The organism is Streptomyces sp. NPDC002309, from assembly GCF_053593375.1.
The window spans coordinates 70,438-85,252 of record NZ_JBSFCI010000001.1 but is presented as its reverse complement, the minus strand read 5'-3'; the positions used below and the strand labels follow the sequence as shown (position 1 = coordinate 85,252).

General features: G+C 71.2%; 14 protein-coding genes. 11 read left to right on the top strand and 3 right to left on the bottom strand.

The genetic code is table 11. The annotated features are described in order from the left end of the window. Positions 1-93 precede the first annotated feature (93 nt). The 8 genes from ACWCPM_RS00375 (at position 94) to era (ending at position 7,805) form a co-directional block, all read left to right on the top strand. A complete protein-coding gene (locus tag ACWCPM_RS00375; RefSeq protein WP_450974082.1) occupies positions 94-1,200 on the top strand; it encodes a carbohydrate kinase family protein in 1,107 nt (368 codons plus the stop codon). A gap of 148 nt (positions 1,201-1,348) precedes the next feature. Then, entirely contained in the window at positions 1,349-3,502 is a 2,154-nt protein-coding gene (locus ACWCPM_RS00370; RefSeq protein WP_450973882.1) for a PhoH family protein, read from the top strand. Positions 3,503-3,514: 12 nt separating this feature from the next. Further along, positions 3,515-4,012 carry an rRNA maturation RNase YbeY gene (gene ybeY, locus ACWCPM_RS00365; RefSeq protein ID WP_450973881.1) on the top strand — a complete coding sequence of 166 codons (498 nt, stop codon included), beginning with the start codon at positions 3,515-3,517 and terminating at the stop codon, positions 4,010-4,012. Then, positions 4,009-5,316, top strand: coding sequence for a hemolysin family protein (locus ACWCPM_RS00360; protein ID WP_450973880.1), 1,308 nt, complete (start codon positions 4,009-4,011; stop codon positions 5,314-5,316). The genes ybeY and ACWCPM_RS00360 overlap by 4 nt, the downstream gene beginning before the upstream one ends. After that, positions 5,313-5,672, top strand: a complete 360-nt coding sequence (locus tag ACWCPM_RS00355) for an MmcQ/YjbR family DNA-binding protein (protein WP_450973879.1) — start codon at positions 5,313-5,315, stop codon at positions 5,670-5,672. The genes ACWCPM_RS00360 and ACWCPM_RS00355 overlap by 4 nt, the downstream gene beginning before the upstream one ends. 31 nt (positions 5,673-5,703) lie before the next feature. After that, the gene (locus ACWCPM_RS00350) at positions 5,704-6,057 is read left to right on the top strand and encodes a cytidine deaminase (protein WP_450973878.1); all 354 of its coding nucleotides are present in this window, start codon (positions 5,704-5,706) and stop codon (positions 6,055-6,057) included. A 233-nt stretch (positions 6,058-6,290) separates the two neighbouring features. Continuing rightward, positions 6,291-6,767, top strand: coding sequence for a hypothetical protein (locus ACWCPM_RS00345; protein ID WP_450973877.1), 477 nt, complete (start codon positions 6,291-6,293; stop codon positions 6,765-6,767). A gap of 84 nt (positions 6,768-6,851) precedes the next feature. After that, positions 6,852-7,805 (top strand): GTPase Era, encoded by a 954-nt coding sequence (gene era, locus ACWCPM_RS00340; RefSeq protein WP_450973876.1) that lies wholly within the window; start codon positions 6,852-6,854, stop codon positions 7,803-7,805. A 24-nt stretch (positions 7,806-7,829) separates the two neighbouring features. Here era and ACWCPM_RS00335 read toward each other — a convergent pair whose 3' ends face one another. The 3 genes from ACWCPM_RS00335 to ACWCPM_RS00325 are packed head-to-tail and all read right to left on the bottom strand — an operon-like array spanning position 7,830 to position 10,560. Continuing rightward, positions 7,830-9,134, bottom strand: coding sequence for a GH1 family beta-glucosidase (locus ACWCPM_RS00335; RefSeq protein WP_450973875.1), 1,305 nt, complete (start codon positions 9,132-9,134; stop codon positions 7,830-7,832). Positions 9,135-9,191: 57 nt separating this feature from the next. Continuing rightward, complete coding sequence (locus ACWCPM_RS00330) at positions 9,192-9,458, bottom strand: protealysin inhibitor emfourin (protein WP_450973874.1); 267 nt, start codon at positions 9,456-9,458, stop codon at positions 9,192-9,194. Between the two features lie 10 nt (positions 9,459-9,468). Continuing rightward, positions 9,469-10,560, bottom strand: a complete 1,092-nt coding sequence (locus tag ACWCPM_RS00325; RefSeq protein WP_450973873.1) for a M4 family metallopeptidase — start codon at positions 10,558-10,560, stop codon at positions 9,469-9,471. A gap of 362 nt (positions 10,561-10,922) precedes the next feature. On the opposite strand from ACWCPM_RS00325, the gene leuA reads away from it, so the two are divergent. From leuA to ACWCPM_RS00310, 3 genes are all read left to right on the top strand, one after another. After that, positions 10,923-12,644 carry a 2-isopropylmalate synthase gene (gene leuA, locus ACWCPM_RS00320; RefSeq protein ID WP_450973872.1) on the top strand — a complete coding sequence of 574 codons (1,722 nt, stop codon included), beginning with the start codon at positions 10,923-10,925 and terminating at the stop codon, positions 12,642-12,644. A gap of 172 nt (positions 12,645-12,816) precedes the next feature. Further along, positions 12,817-13,512, top strand: a complete 696-nt coding sequence (locus tag ACWCPM_RS00315; RefSeq protein WP_450973871.1) for a TerB family tellurite resistance protein — start codon at positions 12,817-12,819, stop codon at positions 13,510-13,512. Positions 13,513-13,608: 96 nt separating this feature from the next. Then, a complete protein-coding gene (locus ACWCPM_RS00310; protein ID WP_450973870.1) occupies positions 13,609-14,814 on the top strand; it encodes a sialidase family protein in 1,206 nt (401 codons plus the stop codon). Position 14,815 lies beyond the last annotated feature (1 nt).

Genomic DNA, 14,815 nt, shown 5'->3' with positions numbered 1-14,815 from the left:
TGGTGTGGTGCACACTGGCCGGGTCAGTACCACGTCAGGGAGCACACTGTGATCGGGTCCGACGGAGAGGGACCGCTGCCCGCCACCAGGGCGATGCCGACCCTTCACGAGGGCCGGTACTGCCACGCCCACGTCGACCCCCTGGCCGCCCTGCGCGGGCCGGGAGAGCCACCCTGGGACGTGTACCTCACCGGCACCGTCTTCCTCGACATCATCTTCACCGGACTCGACTCCGCCCCGGTGCGCGGCACGGAGTCCTGGGCGCGAGGGATGGGATCGAGCCCCGGCGGCGTCGCCAACATGGCGACCGCGCTGTCCCGCCTCGGCCTGAAGACCTCCCTCGCGGCGGCCTTCGGCGACGACCACTACGGCGACTACTGCTGGGACGCCCTGGAGCAGGGCGAGGGCATCGACCTCACCCCCTCGCGCACGGTCCCCGGCTGGCACTCCTCGGTCACCGTCTCCATGGCCTACGAGGGCGAGCGCACGATGGTCTCCCACGGCCACGAGCCGCCCCCCGAGGAGACCGCCCCCGACCACCCGCCCCGCGCGCGTGCGGCCGTCGCCTCACTCACCCCGGGCGAACGCGCCCCCTGGATCGCGCAGGCCGCGAGCACCGGCACCCGCATCTTCGCCGACGTCGGCTGGGACGACACCGGCGCCTGGGACCTGGCGGGCCTCCCCGACCTCGCACACTGCGAGGCGTTCCTGCCCAACGCCGAGGAGGCGATGCGCTACACGGGCACCACCTGCCCCCGCGCCGCCGCGCACGCCCTCACCGCACACGTGCCGCTCGCCGTGGTCACCCTCGGTGCCGACGGCGCCTACGCCGTGGACCGCCGCACCGGCGAGAGCGCCGAGGTCCCGGCGATCGCCGTCGAGGCCCTGGACCCCACCGGCGCGGGAGACGTCTTCGTCGCCGGCTTCGTCACCGGCACCCTGGCCGGATGGCCCCTCGCCGACCGCGTCGCCTTCGCCGGCCTCGTCGCCGCCCTCTCCGTCCAGGAGTTCGGCGGCTCCCTGTCGGCCCCCGGCTGGTCCGAGATCGCGGCCTGGTTCCGCAAGGTGCAGTCCTACGACGACCAGGACCCCGCCGCCCTGCGCCGCTACTCCTTCCTGGAGGACCTGATCCCGGCCACCGCCCGGCCCTGGCCACTGCGCCGAGCGGTCCCCACGATCGGCTTCGGCCGGTCCGCCTGACCCCGCCCCGAGGGCCTCACGGGCCGGATGGGCCACGGAAAAGTCCTACAGCGATGTCAGCCGTCCGGCGTACTCTGGAAATCGCCAGGCCGCCCTCGTGGCAGGCGAGTCGTATCGAGGAGGACGAGCAGGCCTTCAGCGCCGGCCCATGACTCAGACACCGACAGCTCACACCCCCGCGCAGGGGCAGTCGAGAGCACAGTTCACCGTCCCCGCCCAGCACCCCATGGTCACCGTCCTGGGGTCCGGCGACTCCCTCCTGCGCGTGATCGAGAAGGCCTTCCCGGCGGCCGACATCCACGTCCGGGGCAACGAGATCAGCGCGGTCGGGCCCGCGGCGGAAGTCGCCCTCATCCAGCGCATGTTCGACGAGATGATGCTGGTGCTCCGCACCGGGCAGCCGATGACGGAGGACGCAGTGGAACGCTCGATCGCCATGCTCCGGGCGACGGAGAACGGCGAGGGCGCGGAAGAGACGCCGGCGCAGGTGCTCACCCAGAACATCCTGTCCTCGCGCGGCCGCACGATCCGCCCCAAGACCCTCAACCAGAAGCGGTACGTCGACGCGATCGACAAGCACACCATCGTCTTCGGCATCGGCCCCGCCGGCACCGGCAAGACCTACCTCGCCATGGCCAAGGCCGTGCAGGCCCTGCAGTCCAAGCAGGTCAACCGGATCATCCTGACCCGCCCCGCCGTCGAGGCCGGCGAGCGCCTCGGTTTCCTCCCGGGCACGCTCTACGAGAAGATCGACCCGTACCTGCGCCCGCTCTACGACGCGCTGCACGACATGCTCGACCCGGACTCGATCCCGCGCCTGATGGCAGCGGGCACGATCGAGGTCGCACCGCTGGCATATATGCGTGGCAGAGCGCAGCCGCGGTTCACCAACGTCCTGACACCGGAAGGCTGGCGCCCCATCGGGGACCTCCAGGTCGGTGACCTGGTCATCGGTTCCAACGGCGAGCCGACGCCGGTCCTCGGCGTCTACCCGCAGGGTGAGAAGGATGTTTACCGCGTCACTGCCCAGGACGGTTCCTGGACCCTGGCCTGCGGCGAGCACCTGTGGACGGTCAGGACGCGCGACGACAAGCGCCGCGACAAGCCGTGGCGGGTCCTGGAAACCCAGGAGATGATCGGCAACCTGCGGGCGGCGCACGCCCGCCGTTACGAGCTGCCGCTGCTCACCGCGCCGGTGTGTTTCCCGGAGCGCGAGGTTCCCATGGATCCGTACGCGCTGGGGCTGCTGTTGGGTGACGGCTGCCTCACGGGTTCCACGACTCCGTCCTTCGCGACGGAGGATCCGGAGCTGGCCGTGGCGCTGGAATCCGCGCTGCCCGGTGTCGCGCTGCGTCACAAGGGCGGACCCGACTACACCCTGAACCGGATCAAGTCCCCGGGCGACGTGGTCACCATCGAGAACCCCGTCACACGGGTCCTGCGAGAACTGGACCTGCTGCGCACTCGCTCGCACAGCAAGTTCGTCCCGGACGACTACCTGCACAACTCCGCCGAGGTCCGGCTGGCCGTGCTCCAGGGGCTGCTCGACTCCGACGGCGGGCCGGTCACCCAGGCCGATCGCACGTGCCGGATCCAGTACACGACGACGTCGATCCTGCTGCGTGATGACGTGATCTCCCTCGTGCGGTCGCTGGGCGGTGTCGCGTACACGCGTCGCCGTGCGGCCCAGGGCCGCAAGCCCGGTCTCGCGAACGGCAAGGAGATCGCCTACCGGTACGACGCCCACATCGTCGACATCCGCCTCCCCGAGGGCATCGAACCCTTCCGCCTGGCCCGCAAGCGCGACAAGTACCACGCGGCCGGAGGCGGCGGACGTCCGATGCGCTTCATCGACTCGATCGAGCCCGCGGGGCGGGAGGAGACCGTCTGCATCCAGGTGGCGGCCGAGGACTCCCTGTACGTCACGCAGGACTACCTGCTGACGCACAACACCCTCAATGACGCCTTCATCATTCTGGACGAGGCTCAGAACACGAGCCCCGAGCAGATGAAGATGTTCCTCACCCGTCTCGGCTTCGAGTCGAAGATCGTGATCACGGGTGACGTGACCCAGGTCGACCTGCCCGGCGGCACCAAGTCCGGTCTGCGCCAGGTGCAGGAGATCCTGGAGGGTGTCGAGGACGTCCACTTCTCGCGGCTGTCGTCCCAGGACGTCGTCCGGCACAAGCTCGTGGGCCGTATCGTCGACGCGTACGAGAAGTTCGACAGCCAGAACGGCACGGAGAACGGCACGCACAAGGGCCGTGGCAGGACCGGCGCCAAGGGCACCAAGGGGAAGTAGACCAGCACGACCATGTCGATCGACGTCAACAACGAGTCCGGAACCGAGGTCGACGAGCAGGCGATCCTCGACATCGCCCGCTACGCGCTCGCACGGATGCGCATCCACCCGCTCTCCGAGCTCTCGGTGATCGTCGTGGACGCCGACGCCATGGAGCAGCTGCACATCCAGTGGATGGACCTGCCGGGTCCGACCGACGTCATGTCCTTCCCGATGGACGAGCTGCGCCCGCCGGCCAAGGACGACGACGAGCCGCCCAGCGGCCTGCTCGGCGACATCGTGCTGTGCCCGGAGGTCGCCGCCAAGCAGGGGGCCGAGGCCCCGACGCAGCACTCCATGGACGAGGAGCTCCAGCTGCTCACCGTCCACGGAGTGCTGCACCTGCTGGGGTACGACCACGAGGAAGCGGACGAGAAGGCCGAGATGTTCGGTCTGCAGGCGGCCATCGTGGACGGCTGGCGTGCGGAGAAGGGTCTGACCGGCCCCTCCCCGGCCCCCACCGTGTCATGAGCCTCCCGCTGGTCACCGGCGCCGTCGCGCTGGTCGTCGTCGCCTGGCTCGCCGCCTGCGCGGAGGCGGGCCTCGCCCGTGTCTCCAGCTTCCGCGCCGAGGAGGCCGTACGCTCCGGCCGGCGCGGCAGCGCGAAGCTCGCCCAGGTCGCCGCCGACCCCACCCGCTATCTCAACGTGGCGCTGCTCGTCCGCGTCGCCTGCGAGATGGCCGCGGCCGCGCTCGTCACGTACGCCTGCCTGAACGAGTTCGCCAGCACCACCGAGGCGCTGCTGATCGCCATCGCGGTCATGGTCCTCGTCTCGTATGTCGCGGTCGGCGTCTCACCGCGCACCATCGGCCGTCAGCACCCGCTGAACACGGCCACCGCGGCGGCCTACGTGCTGGTCCCGCTGGCCCGGGTCATGGGACCGATCCCGCCCCTGCTGATCCTCATCGGCAACGCCCTCACCCCGGGCAAGGGCTTCCGGCGCGGCCCCTTCGCCTCCGAGGCGGAGCTGCGCGCCCTGGTGGACCTCGCCGAGGCGGAGTCCCTGATCGAGGACGACGAGCGCCGCATGGTGCACTCGGTCTTCGAGCTCGGCGACACCCTCGTGCGGGAGGTGATGGTCCCGCGCACCGATCTGGTGGTCATCGAGCGCTACAAGACGATCCGCCAGGCCCTGACGCTCGCCCTCAGGTCCGGCTTCTCGCGTATCCCGGTCACCGGGGAGAACGAGGACGACATCGTCGGGATCGTGTATCTGAAGGACCTGGTCCGCAAGACGCACATCAGCCGGGAGGCCGAGTCCGAGCTGGTGTCGACGGCCATGCGGCCCGCCTTCTTCGTGCCGGACACCAAGAACGCCGGTGACCTGCTGCGGGAGATGCAGAAGGAGCGCAACCACGTGGCCGTCGTCATCGACGAGTACGGCGGCACGGCCGGGATCGTGACCATCGAGGACATCCTGGAGGAGATCGTCGGCGAGATCACCGACGAGTACGACCGTGAGCTGCCGCCCGTGGAGCCCCTCGGAGAGGACCGCCACCGGGTCACCGCCCGCCTCGACATCGGCGACCTCGGTGAGCTGTACGGGCTGGAGGCGTACGACGACGAGGACGTGGAGACGGTCGGCGGGCTGCTGGCCAAGGCGCTGGGCCGGGTCCCGATCGCCGGTGCCACGGCCGTGGTCGACCTGCCGGACGGCCGGCGGCTGCGGCTGACCGCCGAGGCCGCCGCCGGGCGCCGGAACAAGGTCGTGACGGTGCTCGTGGAGCCGGTGGCCGACGCCGACCCGCCGCGGGAGGAGACGAAGCCGGCGTGAGGCCCCAGGAGCTGCGTTCCCTGTGCCTGTCCTTCGAGGCGGCCGTCGAGGAGTTCCCGTTCGGGCCCGGGACGTCGGTGTTCAAGGTGCTGGGCAAGATGTTCGCCCTGACCTCCCTGGACGCCCGCCCGCTCACGGTCAACCTCAAGTGCGACCCGGAGGACGCGGTGCGCCTGCGCGCCGGCCACCCCGGTCTGATCGTCCCTGGATGGCACATGAACAAGCGGCACTGGAACACGGTCACGGTGGACGGCTCGCTGCCCGGCCGCCTGGTCCGCGAGCAGATCGAGGACTCCTACGACCTGGTGGTGGCCGGGCTGCCGCGGGCCGAGCGGCTGCGCCTGGACCGCCCCTGAGGCCGTCCGCCGTCGTCCGTATGCTCGGGGCATGACCGACAGCAGCGCGCTCGACCCCGAGGACCGCAAGATCGTCACCCTGGCCCGTTCGGCCCGGGCCCGCAACGGTGTGCCCGAGGGGGCCGCCGTACGGGACGAGACGGGGCGTACGTATGCCGCCGGGACCGTCGACCTGGACTCGCTGAAGCTCAGCGCCCTGCGCACCGCCGTGGCCATGGCGGTGGCGTCGGGCGCGAGGTCGCTGGAGGCGGCGGCCCTCGTCACGGAGGCCGAGGCCGCGTCCGCGGAGGATCTGGCGGCCGTACGGGATCTGGGCGGGCCGCGGACGCCGGTGCTCGTCGCCGGGCCCGACGGGGCCGTACGGCTGACGGTCTCCGCGGGCTGAGGGGCCGCTCGCCCGGGGCCTCTCCGGCGGACCCGGGCGGGGCCGGTACGCGAAGGCCGGAAATACGCCTTGCCGCCGTGCGTCACTCGCGTGTCAATGGAATCGTTGGTTCCGACGGACCGTCAGATGTCGAGCCCGTGCCGCGCGCCCGCACCCCGCGGCGGGGGTGGTCCGTCGGTGTTCCTCCCGTCCATTCCCCACATGGCATTCCCCACACGGGAAGGGAGTCCCCCATGAGAGGCAAGCGCATCGCGTCCGGTGCGGCACTGACGATCGGCGCCCTCGCGGTGACCGGTGTCCTGCTCGCACCCGCGGCCCTGGCCGTCACGCCGGAATCGGCGGCCCTCACCGCCGACTGCGGCGGCTTCGGCGGTGGCGAGGCCACGCTCACCGCCACCCAGGACGGCACCACGGCCACCATGACCCTCACCTCCACCGCGATCACCGCCCCCATCGGTCTCGGGGCGGACTCGATCTCCTCCAGGCTCACGCTGGTCAAGGGCAGTGGCGGCACCACCGCCTTCACCGGCAGGAAGAACCCGGCGATGGCGGCCGGTGCCCCGGTCACCGTGGGCCCGCTGACCGGCACCGTCGCCTCCGGGGACAGCCTGGAGGCCTTCGGCGGCTCGCTCAGGATGACCGTCTTCGGCATCACCATCACCTGCACGGCGACGGGCCCGCAGTCGCCGGGACCGTTCGTGTTCGACTGATCCGTCCACGGTCGTGACCCCGGCCCACCGGTACCGGGGTCACACTGTGCGCCACGGCTTCGGCGATCAGGGACAATGGGCGCCATGAGCGTTCGTACCCCGTCATCCGAGCAGCCGGCCGAGACTGACCATCGGGCGGGCTTCGCCTGCTTCGTGGGCCGTCCCAACGCGGGCAAGTCCACCCTCACGAACGCACTGGTCGGGCAGAAGGTCGCGATCACCGCGAACCAGCCGCAGACCACCCGGCACACGGTGCGGGGCATCGTGCACCGCCCCGACGCGCAGCTGATCCTGGTGGACACCCCCGGGCTCCACAAGCCGCGCACCCTGCTCGGCGAGCGGCTCAACGACGTCGTGCGCACCACCTGGGCCGAGGTCGACGTGATCGGCTTCTGCCTCCCGGCGAACGAGAAGATCGGCCCCGGCGACCGCTTCATCGCCAAGGAGCTCGCGGGGATCAAGAAGTCGCCGAAGGTCGCGATCGTCACGAAGACGGACCTGGTCGACAGCAAGACGCTGGCCGAGCAGCTGATCGCGATCGACCAGCTCGGCAAGGAGCTGGGCTTCGAGTGGGCCGAGATCGTGCCGGTGTCGGCGGTCGGGGACAAGCAGGTGAAGCTGCTGGCGGACCTCCTCGTCCCGCTGCTCCCCGAGGGCCCCGCCCTCTACCCCGAGGGCGACCTGACCGACGAGCCCGAGCAGGTCATGATCGCGGAACTGATCCGTGAGGCCGCGCTGGAGGGCGTACGCGACGAGCTGCCGCACTCCATCGCCGTGGTCGTCGAGGAGATGCTCCCGCGCGAGGACCGCCCGGCGGACAAGCCGCTTCTGGACATCCACGCGAACGTCTACATCGAGCGCCCCAGCCAGAAGGGCATCATCATCGGCCCCAAGGGCAAGCGCCTGAAGGAGGTCGGCATCAAGTCACGCCGCCAGATCGAGGCGCTGCTCGGCACCCCCGTCTTCCTGGACCTGCATGTGAAGGTGGCCAAGGACTGGCAGCGCGACCCGAAGCAGCTGCGCAAGCTGGGCTTCTGAGCCCTCGGTGACCGGGCGCGCGCCTCAGCGCCGGGCGCGGAGCATCTCCCGGTACCAGTGGTACGAGGCTTTCGGGGTGCGCTCCAGCGTCTCGTAGTCCACGTGCACCAGCCCGAACCGGCGCGCGTACCCCTCGGCCCACTCGAAGTTGTCCAGCAGCGACCACACGAAGTACCCGCGTACGTCGACGCCCGCCGTCAGCGCCGTGTGCAGCGCCCGCACATGGCCGTCGAGGTAGGCGATCCGCGCCTGGTCGTCGAGCCCCTCGTAGGAGCACCCGTTCTCGGTGATCACCACCGGCGGCAGCCTGTCGCCGTACCGGTCCCGGAATCCGGTGAGCAGTTCGGTCAGCCCCTCGGGCACCACCGGCCAGCCGAAGTCCGTCAGCGGCACGTCCTCGATCTCCCGCACCGAGAAGGGAAGTTCGGCCGGCATCCGGACGCCGCCGAACTCGATCTCCGCGCCCTGTGGTGCCCCCACCCGTGTCGGCGCGTAGTAGTTGATCCCGTACCAGTCGACCGGCTCGGCGATGACCTTCAGGTCGGACGCCACGTCTCCCGGCATCAACTCGCCGAGGCCCGCGGGGTATTCGCCCAGCAGTAGCGGGTCGGCGAACAGCCGGTTCAGCAGAACGTCGTAGAAGTCCGCCGCCTCCACGTCCGCGGGCTGTTCCGACGCGGGCCAGGTCGGTCCGTGCGAGTTGGCGATCCCGACGTCGGCGGCGCCGGCCGCGCGCAGGGCCTGTACGGCCAGCCCGTGCGCCAGGAGCTGGTGGTGGGCGACCGGCAGCGCGTCGAACAGCAGCTGCCGGCCGGGGGCGTGGACGCCGAGCGCGTGGCCCAGCAGCGTGTGCTCGGCGGGTTCGTTCAGGGTGATCCACTTCGCGACCCGGTCGCCGAGCCGCTCCGCGACCACCGCCGCGTAGTCCGCGAACCGCGCCGCCGTGTCCCGCTCCAGCCAGTCGAGCCCCACCGGCAGGTCCCAGTGGAAGAGCGTCGGGACCGGCCGTACGCCCGCCGCGCACAGCTCGTCCACCAGCCGGTCGTAGAAGCCGAGGCCTTCGGACGAGCGCACCCGCGGCCAGGAGATCGAGAAGCGGTACGCGTCGACCCCGAGGTCCGCGAGGAGCGCCACGTCCTCGCGGTAGCGGTGGTAGTGGTCGCAGGCCACCGTCGCGGTGGAACCGTCCTTCACCCGTCCCGGCTCGGCCGTGAAGGCGTCCCACACGGACTGCTCGCGCAGCTGCGTCGCGCCCTCGATCTGGTGCGCGGACGTCGAGACGCCCCACAGGAAGCCGGCCGGGAACTGGGGTACGGGGTTCGTCGCCATGCGCGGATCATCGGCACCGCCGGTGAGCGAAGTCAACGCCCCTGTGGGAAAACGGAGTTAAGCGCCCTCCTTCAGTACCCGGGTGACCAGCCCGCGCTGTTCCTCGGTCAGCCGGGGGTCCGCGCAGTACACCGTCCTGCCGTCCACCGTGATCCGGTAGCTGAAGCCGTCCGGCACCCCGGCGGGCGGGGTGTTCCCGCCCGCCGTGAGGGCCCGCTCGGCCAGGGCGTGCCATTCGTGGGCGTCGGGCCGCCCCGAGGTGTCCACCTCGGCGTGCCGCTCGATGCCCGCGAACCCGCCTGTGCGCCGCACCTGAATACGCATGGGTCCCTGTCTAGTACGAACCTGCCCGGCGGGAAACGGCGGGGGTCTCAAGCGTCCGCACGCCGACCTGCTCCCACGCCTTGGACACCGCTTGCGACTCGTCGCCGCCGGCGCCGAACCGCGCCCTGGCGGCGGCGACGGTGAGCGTGGCGAACTCGTCGAACGTCGCGTCCTCCTTCAGCTCGCCGCCGGTCAGCACGTCGTACCAGACCTGTCCGGCCCGCTCCCAGGCGTGCCCGCCGAGGGCGGTGGCGGCCAGGTAGAAGGCGTGGTTGGGGATGCCCGAGTTGATGTGGACGCCGCCGTTGTCGCGGCCGGTGCGGACGTAGTCGTCCATCGTCGCCGGCTGCGGGTCCTTGCCGAGCACGTCGTCGTCGTAGGCAGTGCCCGGGGCCTTCATCGAGCGCAGGGCCACCCCGCTCACGCGCGGGGCGAGCAGCCCGGCGCCGATCAGCCAGTCGGCCTCTGCGGCGGTCTGGCCGAGCGTGTACTGCTTGATCAGTGCGCCGAAGACGTCGGAGACGGACTCGTTGAGCGCGCCGGGCTGGCCGAAGTAGGTGAGGTTCGCCGCGTACTGGGTCACGCCGTGGGCGAGCTCGTGGCCGATGACGTCGACGGGGAGGGTGAAGTCGAGGAAGATCTCGCCGTCCCCGTCGCCGAAGACCATCTGCTCGCCGTTCCAGAAGGCGTTGTTGTAGTCCTCGTCGTAGTGCACGGTCGCGTCGAGCGGGAGACCGGCGCCGTCGATCGAGTCGCGGCCGTAGGCCCCCAGGAACAGCTCGAAGGTGGCGCCGAGGCCCGCGTAGGCGCGGTTGACCGTGGCGTCCGTGCCGGGCTCGCCGCCCTCGACGCGCACCTTGGTGCCCGGCAGGCTCGTGCCGTGCCGGGCGTCGTGGATCGTGCGATGCGGCTTGCCCTCCGAGGCCGCGGGCGGCGTGGCGACCGCGGGGGCGCCCAGAACCGTGGTGAGGCGGCGGTGGGTGCGCTCGTAGGCGTCGCGCTGGAGGGTCCGGCGGGCCGGACCGGCGAGGGCGGGGTCCTCGGACCGGGCGAGCGTGTCGAGGACGTGCGGCGGGACGATGGTGCAGAAGGTCGCGGTCATGCCCGCACCCTCGCACTGAGTCAGGTTCCTGTCACCATCCGCGACCTTGATCGGTGAAATGTGGGGATGTGCGGGCCGCGGATGGTCGCGCTGTGTTATTCCGTGCTCCGGTGTGGCGGTTCTCGCGCGGTCGCCCGCACCCCTTTCCGGTACGCGTTCCGCATACTGATACAGGACCGCGCGTTTCGGGACGGCTCGGCTAGCATGCTGTGCATCATGCGTTTCGGGCTGCTTCTTCTTAGCTGCCGCGGCGAGGGCCTGTAGTCGAGGCCGACCCCCTCCCCGCGGAGCTTGGCGTTGTGTCGTCGGCCGTCCTTCCGGACACCGGATTCCACCGGATCTCTCGAGGAGCCCACGCCCCCATGGCAAACCGCCAGCAGCCCAGTTCCCTGCCGATCCACAAGTACGGCCGGTACGAGCAGGTCGACATCCCCGACCGCACCTGGCCGCAGAACCGGATCGCCACCGCCCCCCGCTGGCTCTCCACCGACCTGCGCGACGGCAACCAGTCCCTGATCGACCCGATGTCGCCGGCGCGCAAGCGTGCGATGTTCGACCTGCTGGTCAGGATGGGCTACAAGGAGATCGAGGTCGGCTTCCCCGCCTCCGGTCAGACCGACTTCGACTTCGTCCGCTCGATCATCGAGGACGAGGACGCGATCCCGGACGACGTCACGATCTCGGTGCTGACACAGGCCCGCGAGGACCTGATCGAGCGGACCGTGGAGTCCCTCAAGGGCGCCAGGCGCGCCACCGTCCACCTGTACAACGCCACCGCGCCGGTCTTCCGCCGGGTGGTCTTCCGGGGTTCCAAGGAAGAGATCAAGCAGATCGCCGTCGACGGCACCCGGCTGGTGATGGAGTACGCGGAGAAGCTGCTCGGCCCCGAGACCGAGTTCGGCTACCAGTACAGCCCGGAGATCTTCACCGACACCGAGCTGGACTTCGCACTGGAGGTCTGCGAGGCGGTGATGGACGTCTGGCAGCCCGGCCCGGGCCGCGAGATCATCCTCAACCTGCCGGCGACCGTCGAGCGCTCCACGCCCTCCACGCACGCCGACCGCTTCGAGTGGATGGGCCGCCGGCTCTCCCGCCGCGAGCACGTCTGCCTGTCGATCCACCCGCACAACGACCGCGGCACCGCCGTCGCGGCGGCCGAACTGGCGCTGATGGCCGGCGCCGACCGCGTCGAGGGCTGCCTGTTCGGGCAGGGCGAGCGCACCGGCAACGTCGACCTGGTCACCCTGGGCATGAACCTGTTCTCGCAGGGCGTCGACCCGCAGATCGACTTCTCCGACATCGACGAGATCCGTCGCACGTGGGAGTACTGCAACCAGATGGAGGTCCACCCGCGCCACCCGTACGTGGGCGACCTGGTCTACACGTCCTTCTCCGGCTCCCACCAGGACGCCATCAAGAAGGGCTTCGACGCGATGGAGGCCGACGCCAGGGCCAAGGGCGTCACCGTCGACGACATCGAGTGGGCGGTCCCGTACCTGCCGATCGACCCCAAGGACGTCGGCCGCTCCTACGAGGCGGTCATCCGCGTGAACTCGCAGTCCGGCAAGGGCGGCGTGGCGTACGTGCTCAAGAACGAGCACAAGCTGGACCTGCCGCGCCGGATGCAGATCGAGTTCTCGAAGATCATCCAGGCGAAGACGGACGCCGACGGCGGCGAGGTCACCCCGAAGGACATCTGGACGATCTTCGAGGACGAGTACCTGCCGAACCCGGAGAACCCGTGGGGCCGGATCCAGGTCAGGACCGGCCAGTCGACCACCGACACGGACGGCGTGGACAAGCTGACCGTGGATGCCACCGTCGACGGCGAGGACACCGTCCTGTCCGGCACCGGCAACGGCCCGATCTCGGCGTTCTTCGACGCCCTGCAGTCGGTCGGCGTCGACGTACGGCTGCTCGACTACCAGGAGCACACGATGAGCGAGGGTGCCTCCGCGCAGGCCGCCTCGTACATCGAATGCGCGATCGAGGACAAGATCCTCTGGGGGATCGGCATCGATGCGAACACGACACGTGCGTCGCTGAAGGCGGTCGTCTCGGCCGTCAACAGGGCGACTCGCTGACCCCTCTGACCGGGCGTTTCGGGTCCCGTCCGCCGACTTCCGGCGGGCGGGACCCCGATGTTTACCGGCCAGGTCACGCACAGGTCTCGTCCTGGGTGCTGACTCGACCTCACGAATGTGGCTAACATCACGCCAGCGCGGCGATGTTGCCGTGGGGTTACGGAGGTGCGACGTGCTGCCAGTCCGAGGGCGAAACGGCCGTGCCGCCAGGCGTGCGCGCGTACTGGGCACCCGCACCGCGTGGACGGCCGTCGGGGACGGGGAGTTCTTCTGCCCCGGCTGCGGAGGCGACCGCAACTACCAGCGGCTGACGGGGCGTCGCCGCTTCACGCTGCTCGGCCTGCCCGTGCTGCCGCGCGGCGACACGGGGCCCGTCGTGGAGTGCGCGGCCTGCCGCCGGCACTTCGGCACCGACGTCCTGGACCACCCCACCACGACCCGCTTCTCCGCGATGCTCCGCGACGCCGTGCACACGGTCGCCCTCGCGGTGCTCGCCGCGGGCGGCACCCGCGCCCGCCCGTCGCTCACCGCGGCCGCCGGCACGGTCCGCGCGGCCGGGTTCGAGGACTGCACCGAGGAACAGCTGAACGCCCTCGTCGAGGCGCTGGCCGCGGACACCGGCCGGGTCTTCGGCGCGCCCTGCGGTCCGGGGCTCGCCATAGAGCTGCACGAGGCCCTCGACCCGCTCGCCCCGCACCTGGCCGCGCCCGGCCGGGAGTCGATCCTCCTCCAGGGCGCCCGTATCGCCCTGGCCGACGGCCCCTACACGGCCGCCGAACGCGAGGTCCTCGCCACCGTCGGCGCCGCGCTCACGATCACCTCGGACGAGGTGACCCGCCTCCTGGCGACGGTGCGCACGCCCAGCTGACGCCGGAACAGGACATCGTGGCGTAACCAGGGCGAACTCCAGCCTTTGGGGACGATGTGACGGACACTCAGTCACCGATCCCGAGGGGCCCGCCCGATGAGACCTCCCCGACGTGCCTTCCTGACCGCCGCCGCCGTGCTCGTACCGTTCGTGCTCAGCCCGTTCACCGTCCCCCTGGCGGCCGCCGCCGCCCGCTGCACCTCCTCGGTGCCCTACAGCGCCGGGACGGGCGGCTACACGGCCTACCGCATCCCCGCGGCCGTCATCACCGGCGAGGGCACGGTCCTGGCCTTCGCCGAGGGCCGGCGGGGCGGTTCCGGCGACTCCGGCGACATCGACGTCCTCGTGCGCCGCTCCCTCGACGGCGGCTGCACCTGGGGCCCGCTCACGGTCGTCGCCGCCGGGAAGGGCGACACCCGCGGCAACCCGGCACCCGTCGTCGACCCGCGCACCGGTGCCGTCGTCCTGCTCACCTCCTACAACAGCGGCGCCGTGACGGAGGGGCAGATCATGCGGGGCGAGGTGACACCGGCGCGCAGCCGCCGGGTGTTCGTGCAGCGCAGCACGGACGACGGGCGCACCTTCAGCGCGCCCCGGGAGATCACCCGCTCGGTGAAGCGGCCCGGCTGGCGCTGGTACGCCACCGGCCCCGGGCACGCCGTCGCCCTCACCCGCGGCCCGCACGCCGGCCGCCTGGTGGTCCCGGCCAACCACTCCGTCGCCCCGCCCGCCGGTTCGCCCGACACCGGTGAGGAACCCCGGTACTACGGCGCCCACGCCCTCTACAGCGACGACGGCGGCACCTCCTGGCGGCTGGGCTTCGTGGACGACTCCTACGACGGCCTGGACAACGCCAATGAGAGCACGGCCGCCGAACTCCCCGACGGCACGCTCTACTTCTCCGCCCGCGACCAGCACGGCTCCCACGCCGGCCACCGGCTCGACAGCCGCTCCAGCGACGGCGGCCGCACCCTAGACCGGCCCTACACCGCCCAGCGCACCCTGGGTGATGTGCCCATGGTCCAGGCGAGTGTCCTCCAGCCCGACGCCGAGGGCGCGCCGCTGTTCTTCTCCGGCCCGTCCGTCCCCACCGCCCGCCAGGCCATGGCGCTGTGGCGCAGCACGGACGCCGGCGCGACGTTCACCAAGGCGCTGACGCTGTCCGCGCGGCCGGCGGCCTACTCCGACCTGGTGCAGGTCGGCCCGGACATGCTCGGCGTGCTGTACGAGACGGGGGCGCGGGGGACGTACGAGCGCATCGAGTTCCGGACGGTCCCGCTCGCCGACCTGGCCGGGGCCTGAG